Consider the following 15361-nt stretch of genomic DNA (forward strand, 5'->3'; position numbering starts at 1 on the left):
AGCAACTACCGAGAAGCCTGAACTGTGCGATCGCTAGTTGCCAAAAGTGTAAAATAACACAATAATTTCATACATACATCAGCTATGCAAGCAGAATATCGGCAGCGTCGTGAGCAGTTAATGGCAAAAATTGGCGATGGTACAGCTATTTTTCGCAGTGCGCCAATGGCAGTGATGCACAACGATGTCGAGTATGTTTATCGTCAAGACAGTGATTTCTTCTACCTGACTGGTTTTAATGAACCACAGGCAGTTGCAGTGTTAGCGCCACATCATTCAGAACATCGGTTTGTGCTGTTTGTCCAACCGAAGGATCGCGAAAAGGAAGTATGGACTGGTTATCTTTGTGGGGTAGATGCAGCCAAGGAAATTTATGGTGCTGATGAAGCGTACCCAATTAGTGAGTTAGATGAAAAGTTACCCCAGTATTTGGAAAAAGCTAACCGGATTTACTATCACTTAGGACGCGATCGCACTTTCAACGACCAAATCCTTACACATTACCAAAGTTTACTGCGGACTTATCCAAAACGCGGCACTGGCCCGATCGCCATTGAAGATACTGGCCCTGTCCTCAACAGCATGAGATTAATCAAAAGTGAGGCTGAGTTGGGATTGATGCGTCAAGCAGTTGCGATCGCAGTCGAAGCCCACAATTATGCCCAAGAAATCACCGCACCTGGACGTTATGAGTATGAAATACAGGCGGAGATGGAACGCATCTTTCGAGTGCGGGGTGGGTTAGGGCCAGCTTATCCTTCCATTGTCGCTTCTGGGGTAAATGCTTGCGTCTTGCACTATATTGAAAATAATCGGCAAATGCAAGATGGAGAATTATTGCTAATTGATGCCGGTTGTGCCTACGATTATTACAACTCTGATATTACCCGGACATTTCCTGTGGGGGGTAAATTTACACCAGAACAAAAGACGCTGTATGAAATTGTTTTAGAAGCGCAAAAACAAGCGATCGCTCAAATTAAACCAGGTAATCCCTTCAAATTAGTTCACGATACAGCAGTGCGCGTCATCACAGAAGGTTTAGTTGAACTTGGCATCCTCAAAGGTGAAATTGATAAGTTAATTGAAGAAGAGAAATATAAGCCATATTATATGCATCGCACCAGTCATTGGTTAGGTTTGGATGTCCATGATGTGGGAGTTTACCAGCACGGTGAAGACAAACCACAGATTTTACAACCAGGCCAAATTTTGACGGTGGAACCGGGATTATATATTGTCCCAGAGACTAAACTAGCAGAAGACCAGCCAGAGACCGATCCTCGATGGATTGGCATTGGCATTCGCATTGAGGATGATGTGTTAGTTACATCTGATGGACATGAGGTATTAACTGCGGGGGTTTCCAAAACAGTGGATGAACTGGAAAGATAAAAAAATGGGGATGGTACGAACTATCCCCAAATTAAACTTGCGGACAAGCCATCAGAGTCGTTGTCAGAATCCCTAAAATTTTGTCTATTTCTTTAATAAAGTAATCATTCTTATCGATAAAGATGGTATTTTCACAAAGTTTAAGAAACTTCCAATCTGTTCCTGTTGTGACTACACCATAAATTTCATTTATAATATTTCCTTGTTGTTGGTTAAATAATTGAGATGCAATCATTGTCGCAATGCATTGTCCTAAACCAGATTTAATACTCTCATTTTTAGCTTCCACAATAGTCACGACAGGGCTAGTAATATCATATTGTTCTGGTGAACAACTGAGAATAAAATCACAGCGTCCTTCTAAGCCTTTAGAAGCATCTACATTAAATTCTGAGCCAGAAAATATACTAATTTGCGATTTAAAGAAGCGTTTAACTTCAATTAAAACAGGCATAATAATTAGTTCAGAACGGGCCTTTTCTGTATTTATTGCTGTCACCAAAGGTAGATGCTCAGAGAAAATCAAATTTAGATATTCACTAGGAAGAACTGTCTGCACATCCCCAAATAAATCTTGATTTTCAACAAAGATTAATTTAAAGTCGGTTTTTACCTTGCTGAGATTAAAGGCGCTGTACGTCACTGGATTACCCCTCAAGATAATTCGTAATGGGCTACGCCCCACTACGCTAACGTAATTCGTAATTAAAAGTCTGGTTAGAGTAAGCAAACTCTAAAGGTTTCCCGGTTATGGTTGAAGTCTAAATCCCTATCCATAACGTAATTACTAAGAAAGTAATTAAGTGCGTATGCAAAAATATTTATGTCATTGCAAGCGGAATGAAATGTAGGGAAGCATAAGTCCTTCGGACACGCTTCGCGAATGCAAGGTATTGGGATTGCTTCATTCCGCTTTGCTCCATTCGCAATGACAAATGTATATTTAATTTTGCATTACTACTTACAAATCACGAATTACGAATTATTTAAGAACAGCCCTCCACAAATTCAACTTCTGGTAGTTTACCTGACCGAAACTGAGTAACACGCTTACCATCAGTCTCGAATACTACACGATAGTTCTGATTAGCACGGTCTTTCGGGATAAATGTCAAGTAGTGTCCACCTTGGACGTATTTATGAGGTGTGACTTTAATTTGTCCTGGGTAGAGAGACTTGATTTGCGCTTCGGTGTCACCAATTTTTGCACCTTTGAGGGTAGTAATCTGGGAATTATGCCGCACAACATCTACTCTAGAAATGCGACCTTTTGTAACCATGAACAATAGATTTTTGGGTTCATTTCGGGGTTTAACGTAGTAGCAACTGTTATTCGGTGTATCACCCACAAGCTGAATACCAGCAGCCTTTACCGCTTGGGAAACAGTCATCCCGACTCGAACTGTACCAATCCCATTGATAAACAGTTTTGCCTGATTTGTTAGTTTCGTCTTTGCTACAACTGTGCTAACAGTTAGAGAAGAAACTGCCAACGTTAAGGAAGCAAGAGTCAATAATTTAGCTTTAGTATTCATGAATTGTACGAATAAAAGTAGGTAGATTTTTGTATACAGCACCCGTGTTGCCATTGGTGAGATTATGAGACGTTAGATGTGCGATCGCTATAATCGGAAGACTAACTGCAAAATTTTAGTCTAGCTTGAACGATCAAAAATAACCTGACTTCCATTCCTTAAAAGGGGATCAAGAATCAGTCTCCTGTCTCCTTCAATCAAATTTTGCCTCTTGATCTGAACAATCAAACAGATGTAAACCTAACCGTTGGGAAAGTTCTTCACACACCTTTACTCCTCTCACACTGTTACCACGTACATCCAGCAGTGGCGAAAAAACTCCAATACCCATTTTATTGGGTACAACGGCGATAATCCCACCACAAATACCGCTTTTGGCCGGAATCCCAATTTTATAAGCCCACTCCCCTGCAAAGTTGTACATTCCACAGGTGTACATCACACTCAGAATATCTTTGATGTAACGCTTATCTACCGCCTGTTCTTTGGTGATGGGGTTCATACCTTTATTAGCAAGGGTAGCCGCCATCACTGCTAAGTCTTGGCAGTTTACCATTACAGCACACTGCTGGAAATAAAGATCCAGCGACTCTTCAATATTCCGGTCAATCATGCCAAAGTTCAGCATCAGATGCGCCATTGCCCGGTTGCGATGTCCTGTACTGCGTTCTGATGTAAAAACTGAAATGTCAACGAACACATCCCGACCAATATATCGCCGAAACATATCCAGCATTCGGTTGAGGCGTTCGGTGGGGCCAGAACCTTTAATTAGGCTCGTGGTTGCGATCGCTCCAGCATTTACCATTGGATTATAAGGTCGCTTCGATTGCTCATCCAAAACAATCGCATTAAATGCATCCCCCGTCGGTTCCACGCCAACTCTAGTTAAAACATAATCCAGTCCATGATCTTCTAAGGCAAGTCCATAAGCAAAGACTTTGGAAATCGACTGAATGGTAAAGAGTTGGTCATAGTCACCAACTTTGTAAATCTGACCATCGACTGTGACAATACAGATGCTGAACAAATCAGGGTTTGCCTTTGCCAGTTCTGGAATGTATTTCGCGACTGCACCCTCTGGCAGTAACTTGTACTGGGAATGCAATTCTTTAAGAACAGCTAATAATGGTGATGAATCTATTTCTAAATCTCTTTGATTTACTTGGCTTGTCATTAGGCCGATCGCATTCCCCAAAATACTCACTATATATAGTATGGGTGCGCCTGTAGAGATGTACAGCTGCAAAGATTTTTGAGAATACAGCCGACTCTCAAAAATTAGAATGAAGCAACTACTGAGATTATAAAAATAGTAATGTAATTATTAATACAAACATCCTTGAAACTGCAAGCGATCGCAAAGATTTCCTAATTTTTTTATTATTAATCACAAAAAATATTAAGTTGAGTATCTTTCTTTATTTTATACTCAGTAATACGGTTATCAAAGGTTATATTGAATACTTATTTACGTCTAGTTATGGAGAATAAAAGTCATGATTAATCTAAGTAGGAAAAACTTTTAAAAAAATATTAAACTTAAACTAATTTACATAATTATCTCAGATGTAACTCATATCACGACTTATTCATAGGGAAATCTAAATATTTAATTAAATAATTGATTTTCAGTATTTATGCCGATGCCATTTCACTAAGGTTATATTACCTTCCTGATAGGAAATAGCCAAAATAGATGTGATATAGAATACACGGGTAGTTACGAGCCTTAAGAACAGAATTTCATAGGGTATCGTCATTTTGTAGTGCAATAAGCGTAAAGTTTTTTTAAGAAATTTTTGACTTGCCGAAAAAAGCGTTACATAGCCAAAGTCCGCTTTTGAGAAAGGTTTCGCCCTTAAATTTGGAACTTTAATTTGATTAAGCTGTCGATAATTACGCTAAAACCCTGATCCCCAAGCCAAAAGGTTCGTGTTAGTCTGTTGCAGTTATAAATAACAAAAGTGAAAACGGAACGGGTTCGAGTTTTTCAGAAGGGAAGTCATTATCATCTAGTGAAAATTCCCGCAAGTTATAAAACTTAAGTTCTCAGTCGCTTTAAAAAACGGACGCATGAATCAAAGACATTTGTGGACTATTGTTGCCCTGTTTCTGACTGTTTTGGGAATTCCCACAGTCGGTTGCACTCAAACCACCAAGGGAAATGCGCTAGCTTCCCAGAAATCACCTTCCCCAGATGTGGTTAAGGTGGGAGAGTACCAATCCAGAGCAGGGAAACAAACCTTGGATGCTGTGATTACAGAAATTCATCCTCACAACATTAAAGGACGTAAGGCGGCAACCCTTTTTATCAGAAATATACCTGTTCTTACTTTTTTGAGTTCTGTATCAAATACCAGTTTAGAAAGTAAAAAAGTTGGTGCAATTGGAAATACTGGGGGCGTACAATCGTACGCCCTTATTGCTAGCAATTCACCAAAGGCACTGAATGTTGGTAACGTAACAGATGTGAGTGACCAGATTAGCTCTGTTGACAATGACCCGGTTCAGATAGCTGGTGTAATAGCAGCTAAGATCAACCAGTTGAGCCGGGAAAGTGTTGATGCGAGTAAAATTACCGTCAGTTGGAAAGCTGGGGACAAATCTAGTGCCAATCAAGCGCAAAACAAAAGCGTCCCGCTCCAGCAAAATGGCGATCGCTATGTAATCAAAATTAATGGCGAAGAATTAGTCGAAATCAATGAAGGTACGCGGCTCCCAGATACCACCAACAATCTGGCGCAAGATGCACTCCAAGCAACTAATCGTCTGCGGAGACTTTTAGGTAATGCATCTCCCTTAAAAGAAATTGCGAATTTACCAGTATCAATACCAAAACTGCCTCAACAGATTTCCGTCGGAGGAGTGCGAATTTCTTTTAGAGGTATGGCTTCTTATTACGGCTATGACGGTTCTAGTAATCGTACTGCTAGCGGACAGAGATTCAATCCAGAAGAAATGACTGCCGCCCATCGTAGCTTACCCTTTGGTACGCAAGTCCGTGTAACGAACACCCACAATGGTCGTTCTGTAGTGGTGCGAATTAACGATCGAGGCCCATTCATTCGGGGTAGAGTCATAGACCTATCTGCTGGCGCTGCTCGAATTTTGGGAATGATGGGCAGTGGCGTAGCACCAGTACATATTGAAGTTTTGGGGAAATAATTAATTAGGGAATGGGGCATGGGGGAGATGAGGAAGCAGGGGGAGCAGGGGGAGCAGGGGGAGAAAGAACTAATGCCCAATGCCCAATGCCCAATACCCAATACCCAATGCCCAATGCCCAATGCCCAATCCCGATAACAATTCCCCTAGTTCAATCAACTCTTCCGTCAATTCAGATATAAACTAACGGGGGAGGAATCGATAAGAACTAGGGGTATTTTTGTGCGCCTGCTGACAACAGTCGCAGCTTTACGCTGCTATTTAACTAAATGCTCCTCAGAAAACAAGCTGATTGCGGTTACTGGGGATTTGAGATTAGATGAGATGACTAGCTGGGATCAGACGGCAGTCGGTCTGGTGCCAACGATGGGGAATTTGCATCAAGGTCATTTAAACTTGATCCAAAGGGCGCGGCAAGAAAATTCCACGGTGATTGTTAGTATTTTTGTCAATCCCCTGCAATTTGCTCCCAATGAGGATTATCAACGTTACCCCCGCACTTTGGAGCAAGACCAACAACTTTGCGAACAAGCTGGGGTAGATGCAATTTTTGCGCCGACTCCTGAAGAGATGGGAGTTTCCCAGAAGAGTATAGAAGAATCAAAGGTTACACAAGTTATCCCCCCATCTGCTATGATAACAGGCTTGTGTGGTCGTTCTCGGCTGGGTCATTTTCAGGGTGTGGCCACGATTGTGACTAAGCTTTTCAACTTAGTACAGCCTGACCGAGCCTATTTTGGCCAAAAGGATGGTCAGCAACTGGCAATTATTAAACGCTTAGTAGCTGACTTAAATTTGCCAGTAGAAATTGTTGGTTGTCCAACAGTACGGGAAACGTCGGGTCTTGCCTTCAGTTCTCGTAATCAATATTTGACTGCAACGGCAAAAGAGCAAGCGGCGGTATTATATCGCGGCTTGCGACAAGCTGAGGCAGCATTCATTGCAGGCGATCGCAATAGCAACAAGTTGATAGCAGTAGTCCAGAAAGAAGTGGCAATAGTCAGCACGATTTTAGTGGAATATATTGAATTAGTTGATCCGACTACGTTGATGTCTTTAGAAAAAGTTGAGGAAGAAGGAATGTTGGCGATCGCAGCTCGTCTTGGTTCTACACGTTTGATTGACAATATCATATTACGCGATCGTCAACCCATCATCGCCATTGATGGCCCAGCCGGTGCTGGAAAATCCACAGTGGCGCGGCAAGTGGCAGCAAATCTGGGTTTAGTGTATTTAGATACAGGAGCAATGTACCGCGCTGTCACTTGGTTGGTACTGCAAAAGGGGATTGCTGTTGATGATGAGTGTGCGATCGCCGAATTAACTAACCAGTGTAAAATTGAACTTACTCCTAACCAGGATTTACAATCATCCGTGCGGGTTTGGATTGATGGTACTGATGTTACCCAGGCAATTCGCACAATTGAGGTAACATCTCTTGTATCTGCGATCGCAGCCCAAAGCGCTGTCCGGCAAGCACTGGTTAAACAACAGCAAACCTGGGGTAAAAAAGGTGGTTTAGTCGCTGAAGGACGGGATATTGGGACTCACGTATTTCCCGATGCTGAAGTGAAAATCTTCTTAACCGCTTCTGTGAGTGAACGCGCCCGTCGCCGCTACCAAGACTTTAGTACACAAGGTCAATCCCAAGTGAGTTTAGAGCAACTGGAACGCGATATTGCCGAACGTGACTGGAAAGATAGTACACGCAAAGTTTCCCCTTTACAAAAAGCTGCGGATGCGATTGAAGTTCAAACTGATGGTTTGGAAGTGTCTCAAGTCACTGCACAAATTGTTAACTATTACCAGCAGCTTGGATCATAAAATTGGGTATAATTCCATATCCGGTTAAACACTTGTCATTGCGTACTCCGTTGGAGAACCCGAACGCGAATAGCGTCTCCGAAGGAGAAGGGTATGGAGTGAAGCATAAGTCCTTCGGACACGCTTCGCGAACACAGAGTCCTGGTGATTGCAACTCTTGGAGAAGCTACGCGTAGCAATATCCCCGTTCGCGTAGCGTGTCGTAGACAAGGGCTACGCTCCAGTTCGTTGCGCTCGCAATGACATATCGTAAGTAATTTGGCGGACATGATATAGAACCCCGTCATAAAACATAATTACGACTTGTTTAAGTAGAGACGTTGTAGTGCAACGTCTCTACATCCAGATTCATACCTCGATTCAGCAACATCCTATTTTGATTTTCGTGTTGACTTTGGCGGCGTTCTGTGTCCTCCAAAGTATTTCTCACTGCGATAACGTAACCACACCCGCAATACTTGGGGAATCCGATCTTTCTCTTCCTTACTTAAGGTATTGTAAAGGGCTAATGCGCGATCGCGCTCACCCCGACAGGCAGCATTGTTGTGGGCATCCCAATAGCTGCGGGCTACCCGAATCCGGCGACAGACTTCTTTAATCAGTGCGTCTTTAGTAAGTGGAGTATCTGATTTCGCCATAAACAACTAGATAATTGAACAAAGTCGAAGCTTGAATTACGAATTACGAATTATTGACAAGTCCATCAAGTTTGCCAGCTTGTAAACTACCCGCGCCCCGACATTACCATCCCACTCAGCATCACCGACTTCACAGAGATCAAAACCAATAATTTTTCTTCCACTATTGACTAATTCCCGGAGCAGACAAAAAGTTTGCTCTAATTCCAATCCACCTGGAACCGGAGTACCAGTACTGGGGCAGAGTTTTGGATCTAGACCATCTATATCAAAGCTAATGTAAACATACTCAGGTAAATGACTGATAATTTCTCGGCATAAATCAATCCAAGTTGTTCCAGAATAAAGTTTTTGTTTAATAGCTGGGTCGTAATAAGCAATAATGCGATCGCTAGATTGGTCAATCATTTGCACTTCATCGTGACTAATATCACGCAAACCCACTTGCACTAGCTTAGAAATTTGCGGTATTTTCATCGCATTAAACATAATAGAAGCATGAGAAAACTCAAATCCCTCATAACCATCGCGTAAATCTGCGTGGGCATCAATGTGCAGAATGCCATAGTTTTCATACTTAGCCGCTAATGCTTGGAAATAACCTAACGGCGAACTGTGATCTCCACCAATCACCGCAACTCGTTTACCATGATTAATTGCTTCTTGGCAATTTTCAAACAGCCATTGATTAACCTGTTGACAAGCCTGATTAATTTCTGTGAGGACAGGTGTTAAATCTGGTGTATCTGATAGTTCTTGACCTTCGGCTAATCGCTGAATAATTTTTGCTGCCAAGGTGCGATAGTATGTATTCTTCTCTAAAATATCTTGGGGGATTTCCATCATGAAAATTCCCTGCTTCCAACCACTAGGGTGATCGAAATCGAACAAATCTAGTTGAGTCGAAGCATCTAGAATTCGCTGTGGGCCATTAGCTGTACCTGCACCGTATGAAACAGTGACTTCCCACGGCACACCAAAGACAATCAGGTTAGCAGATTCATAATCACAGGGCAAACCTAAGAGGTTGCCGTTTATTTCACCTACGCCGCTAGGATTGTAGTCTTGTAGTTGATTACTCATCAAGTGTCTTCTGGATTTACGTGGATAGACAGCACGCTGCCTATGTGACATCTGCATTGTAATCAAAATTTTTCATCGGCGGTATGAAAGCAGTTTGGGCATTACACAAAATGCCTTATGGCGGTTCTCATTTATGTGAGGTACACCCGTAGGCAATACTGCGTAGGTTTTGGAATTTCTTGGTTGAGGCAAGCTGTTCTTGAGCAGGGGAAGAGTTTTGCCTCCCCTGCTCCCCCTGCCTCCGCTGCTTATCCGAGCAGTATTGCCCCTACACCTTACGAGATGATGTTGTACCACATTTGAATGGGAACCGCTATAGCTATGTTTGAGCTAAGGCAGTTTCGTTAGGTTCAATTTTTTACTATCTAAAGAGACGTAGCACTGCTACGTCTCTATATTCATTAATAATGAGTGCCGGTTTTGCGATGGTTAATTGCAGTAACCGCATCAGGCTTGAGTAATTTACCTTCATCTACAGTTGCATACACAACCCAGTGATCGCCACATTCTAGACGTTGGTTGACAGAGCATTCCAAATATGCTAGAGCGTCCGTGAGGATGGTACAACCGTTATCTGCAAGTGCTGTACTAAAGTTGGCAAATCGGTCTTCCCCAGGCGCAAAAGATTTACGGAAATGCTTCATGTAATCTTGATGATGACCTTCAGGTAGAATATTCAAGGCAAACTTACCGCCTGGATACATCAAAGATTCGATCGCTCGATCTTTAGCGATCGCAATACTTATTCCGGGTGGGTTAAAGGTGGCTTGAGAAACCCAAGCACCTAGCATTCCGGTGGATACTTCTCCTTGTTTAGCTGAGATTACGCATACGGAACCAACAATACGACCAACAGCCTGTTCCACTGGGGTCGCTGCTTGTTGTGGTACACGTACCTTTTTAGCTTTTTTCAGGGTTTGGGCAAAGTCTGTGCCTAATTCTTCACAGAATTTGAGAGTGACATCATCAGGTTTAAACTTCACCTTTAAGGTATCAAAGCCAAAGCGATATCCAGAATCCCGGAGTTTACCTTCGATTAAGTCAAATGCTTCGCCACTCCAGCCGTAGGAACCAAAGACCCCAGCGAGTTTACTATTGTCACCGCTTGAGATCACAATCCCTAAAGCAGTATGAATAGGAGTTGGTGCATGACCACCGATGGTAGGAGAACCGATGATAAAACCTTCTGACTGTGCTAAATTGATGCGAATTTCATCAGGAGTAGCAAATTCGCAGTTAATTGATTTGACTGCGACTCCACCTTTAGTTAATCCCAGAGCGATCGCTTGTGCTAAAGTCGCCGTATTCCCGTAAGCTGAAGCGTAAAGTAGGGCAACAGAAATCTCGCGATCGTTGTGAGAACGGCTCCATTCTCCATAAGCTTTGGTAAGCTCGATTAAGCCGGTGCGTACTAAAGGCCCGTGACCCACAGCATACATTCTCACCTGCAAATCTGATATTTTCTCCAAAGCTGCTTGCACATGAGTAGCTTGGGGAGCCATTAAGCAGTTAAAGTAATAACGCTGGTCTTCTTTGAGTGCTTCCCAGTTATCATCAAAGACCTCATCGCCACAGAGATGAGTTGCAAATAACTTATCTGTGTAAAGAATTTGGGTTTGCTGATCGTAGGTACAAAGTCCTTCCGGCCAACGGGGACTAGGAGTGGGGAGGAATTTTAAAACATGACCTTTACCTAAATCCAGAGTTTCTTTCCCCCGCATCACCAAGACGTTCAAATCTTGCTCTAGGAAAGCAGCACGCAAATTGTTCGCACCGGGAAGAGAACAGACAAAAGTTACCTGTGGTGCCAGTTCTAAAATTGCTTTGAGGGTTGCAACTCGGTTAGGATTAAAGTGACCCAGGATTATATAATCCAAAGTTGTCAAATCTACAGTCTGCCGCAATGCCTCTAAATAAATTTCGGTAAAGCTTTCTGGCGGTGGATCAATAAGTGCGGTTTTATCAGCTTCAATTAAATAGCAATTGGAAGTAGTACCTCTTTCAAGTGCATATTCAATTTCAAACCGCAGACGTGACCAACTACGTGCCCTGATCGCCTTAGTATTTGTAGCAATTGGTAAAACTTGTACGTCGCGTGGCTTGGAATTGGTCATAGCTGTTAAAGATTTGGGAATTGGGCATTGGAGAAGATGAGGGAGATGAGGGGAATGAGGTTCTGATGCTGAAGCTTGAGCCTTTGAACCTCGAAGTTACACCTTTGAACCTCGAAGTTGCACCTTTGAGCCTGAAACTTTAAGTTCCAACTCTCCCCTTCATCTTTCGATCCGGTTCGGATAAGACTTGATCCCCCCAACCCCCTTAAAAAGGGGGGCTAAGAATGGATGGCTCTATTTCCCCCTTTTTAAGGGGGACTAAGGGGAATCTTAAGGACTTGCACCTAACCGAAACGTATTGACTCAGCACTCATTACTCAGGACTCAGCACTGTTTCCGTTAGTAGTAATTACCTACTTTGCGATGACGAACGGCTGTGAGTCCATCGTTTTTGGAAACACGACCTTCTTGGACGGTGCAGTATAAAATCCAGTGGTCGCTGCATTCCATGCTGCTTTGGATTTCACATTCCATGTATGCCAGAGCATCAGTTAGAATCGGAGAACCGTTTTTCGCGGTTTGAGTTTTTACTCCTGCAAAGCGGTCAGCACCGGGATGCAAGCGCTTGAGAAAGTGTTTCTTGAGTTCTTGAAAATTGCCTTCTTCCAAAACGTTGAGGACGAAGCGATCGCCTACTTGCATTAAGGAATCAATGGCGCGGTCTTTAGCAACGGCTATTGTCAATCCTAATGGTTGCAAACTCGCTTGCGTTACCCAAGATGCCAGCATTGCACTTGAGACATTATCTTTTTTAGTAGTGACTATATATAGTCCACTACTAATGCGACCCAATGCCTTTTCCATGTTGACATCAAGAGACTTGATTTGCTTGATGTTGCGATCGCGCACTAACAATTGTCCGATGTCTTTACCCGCTTCTTCACACAACTGGAATGTTGATGCGGTGGGAGCCTCTTTAATCCGAATGGGTGGGAAAGCTTCTTTGATGCCAGAGTCAAGAAATTGTCTGCGGAGTGTATCAATGGGTTCATCATCCCCACCGTAACATTCAAACAGCCCAAGAAATTGCTTGTTCTTGGCGACAGCTAGCACCGAACTGATACTAGCTTGGGCGGCGGCGGCGGTACTTGGGGGCATACCAATAATAATGCCAGAGGCTCTACCAGCTAGCTCTTGAATTTCTTGGCTTTCAGCAGTACTCAAATCGAGTACTTCTACGCCAACCCCAGTTTTTAGGATACCTTCGGCAATTGCGTGACCAAGGCGTTCGCCATATCCGTAATCTGAGACAAAAAACAAGCCAACTGTGGTTTCTGCTTTAGCTTGTTTTTGGCTCCAATTTTCGTAGCACCCGGTTAAAACATCTAGATGGTGGTATAATAAAGGGCCGTGACCATTGGCAATTATATTAATCTTTCCGAGATCACCCATCCGTTTCATCGCATTCAGCAGCGAACGAGCGTTAGGGCCCATCAAGCAGTCGTAGTAAAATCTAAAGTCAGCTTCGATCGCTTCTAAATCTTCGTCAAAGGTGCGATCGTCACAAAAATGCATCCCAAAAGCATCACAGGTATAGAGAATTTGGGTTTTGCGGTCAAAGCTAAAGATTGTATCTGGCCAGTGCAGATTAGGCGCACTCACGAATTCCATTTCGTGACCTTTGCCGATATCTATGCGATCGCCAGTTTTGACAACCCGCTTAGAAAAAGGATCGTGGACTAAGCCTTCTAAAAATTGAAGCGCAACTTTTGAGGCTAAAACAGTAGCTCTAGGAGCTAATTGCAGCACATCTTCTACTAAGCCGCTGTGGTCTGGCTCTGTGTGACTGACAATTATGTAATCAATTGTTTTGGGGTTAACAAGACCTTTGAGAGTCTCTAAATACAGATCGCGAAACTTCTGGTGAGAAGTATCAATCAAAACTGTTTGTTCACCCCGAATTAGATATGAATTGTAGGTTGTGCCGTTTTGCAGTCCGAATTCGATATCGAAGCGATCGCGATCCCAATCAAGAGAGCGAATCGCCGTTGTGTTAGGGGCAATTTCTACAGTTTGTATAGTTAGCCGATGTTGAACGTTCTCTGAGTGGGCATTGCCTGTCGTAGACATCGCTACCATTATTCGTCTCCGAGCGCAAATTGTCAGGTTTTTCTTCTGCCCCCATTCTCTCTATTATTTTTTGTTTAAGTTGTAATAAATATCAGTTTTTGAAAATTTTAACTTGTATCAATTATTGCTTTTTTTTAGCAAAAAATATGACTCAAAAAATCTACTCAATATTAATTGATTACGAAAAATATACTTAGTATTTGTTTTGGCTATTTTATTTGATTTTATCCTAACTTAAAAATATCATCTTCTTTATATTATTTGATAATAAAAACTGAAAAAAATAAAACTAACTTACGTATCATAGGATTACTATTTGATTTTTGAACAGATACGTAGGTGAGGCAGTCCGATCTTGGGGGTTTCCCCTAGAAGGAACTGCCGATATTCACGACAATGCTTATGCCGTTGGGACAGTCGATGAGAGTTCTGAGGTAAGGAGAATTTGGGTTTCAGGAATGCGAGTAAATGCAGGTGTAGACCAGCGACCGACTACTTTGCCGAGAACTGATATATCCTGAACTAAGCGGTCAAATTTATCAGGGGTGAGAGATTGGGGCCCATCAGATAAAGCTTTCGCTGGATTGGGGTGAACTTCAATCATTAAGGCATCTGTACCAGCTGCCAAGGCAGCCATTGCCATTGATGGAACATATTCAGACCTACCCGTACCATGACTAGGATCGATCATAATTGGTAAATGGGTTAGCGATCGCAATACCGGAAGCACTGATAAATCTAAAGTATTGCGGGCATATTTGCCATCAAAGGTTCTGATTCCTCGCTCACAAAGAATTACATTTGGGTTCCCAGATGCCAAAATATATTCTGCTGCCATTAGCCACTCGTCAATTGTGGCAGACATCCCCCGCTTTAACAGCACGGGTTTATCTTGAGCGCCTACCTTTTTCAGCAGCGAAAAGTTGTGCATATTCCTAGCACCGATTTGGATTATGTCAGCTACTCTCGCCACTGCCGATAAATCGGCAGCATCCATCAATTCTGTGACGATACCCAAACCAGTAGCTTCCCGCGCTGCGGCTAATAAATCTAAAGCACTTTCACCATAACCTTGAAAGGCATAAGGTGAAGTGCGAGGTTTGTAAGCTCCACCACGGAGAAATTGCGCTCCTGCTGCCTTGACGCGCTTTGCTGTTTCGACAATCATCGCTTCATTTTCAACGGAACAAGGGCCAGCTACTACGACGATGGGGTGATGTTCGCCGAAATAGACATCACCGTTGGGTGTAGGTACGACAACCTCGCTGGCTTCTCCATGTCGGAATTCTCGGCTTACCCGCTTGAAAGGTTGTTGCACTCGTAATACTTGCTCAATCCAAGGGCTGAATTCTTGAACCTGCAATTTATCGATGCTGGTGGTATCACCAATTAGCCCCAGCACAGCTTTATGAGTGCCAACGCTTTTTTCTACCGTAACTCCCCAAGTCTCACTCACTTCTTGGCTAATGCGAGTAATTTCCTCAACAGGCGTACCGCTCTTAAGTATGATAATCATCTGTTTTTCCTTGTGTAT

General features: G+C 42.8%; 11 protein-coding genes. 3 read left to right on the top strand and 8 right to left on the bottom strand.

Annotated elements, in window-relative coordinates:
• Positions 1-84: 84 nt before the first annotated feature.
• Positions 85-1395, top strand: a complete 1311-nt coding sequence (locus tag GTQ43_RS10125; protein ID WP_265272483.1) for an aminopeptidase P N-terminal domain-containing protein — start codon at positions 85-87, stop codon at positions 1393-1395.
• A 31-nt stretch (positions 1396-1426) separates the two neighbouring features.
• Here the strand turns inward: GTQ43_RS10125 and GTQ43_RS10130 are convergent, their stop codons facing one another.
• From GTQ43_RS10130 to glsA, 3 genes are all read right to left on the bottom strand, one after another.
• Positions 1427-2038 carry a hypothetical protein gene (locus GTQ43_RS10130; RefSeq protein ID WP_265272484.1) on the bottom strand — a complete coding sequence of 204 codons (612 nt, stop codon included), beginning with the start codon at positions 2036-2038 and terminating at the stop codon, positions 1427-1429.
• Positions 2039-2381: 343 nt separating this feature from the next.
• On the bottom strand, positions 2382-2930 hold the full coding sequence (locus tag GTQ43_RS10135; RefSeq protein WP_265272485.1) for a hypothetical protein: 549 nt from the start codon (positions 2928-2930) through the stop codon (positions 2382-2384).
• Positions 2931-3123: 193 nt separating this feature from the next.
• Positions 3124-4107 carry a glutaminase A gene (gene glsA / locus GTQ43_RS10140; protein WP_265272486.1) on the bottom strand — a complete coding sequence of 328 codons (984 nt, stop codon included), beginning with the start codon at positions 4105-4107 and terminating at the stop codon, positions 3124-3126.
• Positions 4108-5006: 899 nt separating this feature from the next.
• On the opposite strand from glsA, the gene GTQ43_RS10145 reads away from it, so the two are divergent.
• Both GTQ43_RS10145 and GTQ43_RS10150 read left to right on the top strand, forming a co-directional pair.
• A complete protein-coding gene (locus tag GTQ43_RS10145) occupies positions 5007-6098 on the top strand; it encodes a septal ring lytic transglycosylase RlpA family protein (RefSeq protein ID WP_265272487.1) in 1092 nt (363 codons plus the stop codon).
• Between the two features lie 222 nt (positions 6099-6320).
• The gene (locus GTQ43_RS10150) at positions 6321-7922 is read left to right on the top strand and encodes a bifunctional pantoate--beta-alanine ligase/(d)CMP kinase (RefSeq protein ID WP_265272488.1); all 1602 of its coding nucleotides are present in this window, start codon (positions 6321-6323) and stop codon (positions 7920-7922) included.
• Positions 7923-8293: 371 nt separating this feature from the next.
• Here GTQ43_RS10150 and GTQ43_RS10155 read toward each other — a convergent pair whose 3' ends face one another.
• The 5 genes from GTQ43_RS10155 to aroF all read right to left on the bottom strand — a co-directional run bounded on the left by GTQ43_RS10155 (position 8294) and on the right by aroF (position 15343).
• Positions 8294-8560, bottom strand: a complete 267-nt coding sequence (locus tag GTQ43_RS10155; RefSeq protein ID WP_265272489.1) for a Precorrin-3B methylase — start codon at positions 8558-8560, stop codon at positions 8294-8296.
• A gap of 36 nt (positions 8561-8596) precedes the next feature.
• Entirely contained in the window at positions 8597-9643 is a 1047-nt protein-coding gene (gene speB, locus GTQ43_RS10160) for an agmatinase SpeB (RefSeq protein WP_265272490.1), read from the bottom strand.
• Positions 9644-10044: 401 nt separating this feature from the next.
• Complete coding sequence (locus tag GTQ43_RS10165) at positions 10045-11757, bottom strand: diflavin flavoprotein (protein WP_265272491.1); 1713 nt, start codon at positions 11755-11757, stop codon at positions 10045-10047.
• A gap of 339 nt (positions 11758-12096) precedes the next feature.
• Positions 12097-13836: a diflavin flavoprotein gene (locus GTQ43_RS10170; RefSeq protein ID WP_265272492.1), complete on the bottom strand. Its 1740-nt coding sequence runs from the start codon at positions 13834-13836 to the stop codon at positions 12097-12099.
• Between the two features lie 391 nt (positions 13837-14227).
• On the bottom strand, positions 14228-15343 hold the full coding sequence (aroF, locus tag GTQ43_RS10175; protein ID WP_265272493.1) for a 3-deoxy-7-phosphoheptulonate synthase: 1116 nt from the start codon (positions 15341-15343) through the stop codon (positions 14228-14230).
• Positions 15344-15361: the final 18 nt, after the last annotated feature.

The organism is Nostoc sp. KVJ3 (genome assembly GCF_026127265.1).
Classification (GTDB): Bacteria; Cyanobacteriota; Cyanobacteriia; order Cyanobacteriales; family Nostocaceae; genus Nostoc.

Coding starts and splice junctions, on each gene's coding strand:
- GTQ43_RS10125 (WP_265272483.1), top strand. CDS start 85: ATGCAAGCAGAATATCGGCAGCGTCGTGAGCAGTTAATGGCAAAAATT.
- GTQ43_RS10135 (WP_265272485.1), bottom strand. CDS start 2,930: ATGAATACTAAAGCTAAATTATTGACTCTTGCTTCCTTAACGTTGGCA.
- glsA (WP_265272486.1), bottom strand. CDS start 4,107: ATGACAAGCCAAGTAAATCAAAGAGATTTAGAAATAGATTCATCACCA.
- GTQ43_RS10145 (WP_265272487.1), top strand. CDS start 5,007: ATGAATCAAAGACATTTGTGGACTATTGTTGCCCTGTTTCTGACTGTT.
- GTQ43_RS10155 (WP_265272489.1), bottom strand. CDS start 8,560: ATGGCGAAATCAGATACTCCACTTACTAAAGACGCACTGATTAAAGAA.
- speB (WP_265272490.1), bottom strand. CDS start 9,643: ATGAGTAATCAACTACAAGACTACAATCCTAGCGGCGTAGGTGAAATA.
- GTQ43_RS10165 (WP_265272491.1), bottom strand. CDS start 11,757: ATGACCAATTCCAAGCCACGCGACGTACAAGTTTTACCAATTGCTACA.
- GTQ43_RS10170 (WP_265272492.1), bottom strand. CDS start 13,836: ATGGTAGCGATGTCTACGACAGGCAATGCCCACTCAGAGAACGTTCAA.
- aroF (WP_265272493.1), bottom strand. CDS start 15,343: ATGATTATCATACTTAAGAGCGGTACGCCTGTTGAGGAAATTACTCGC.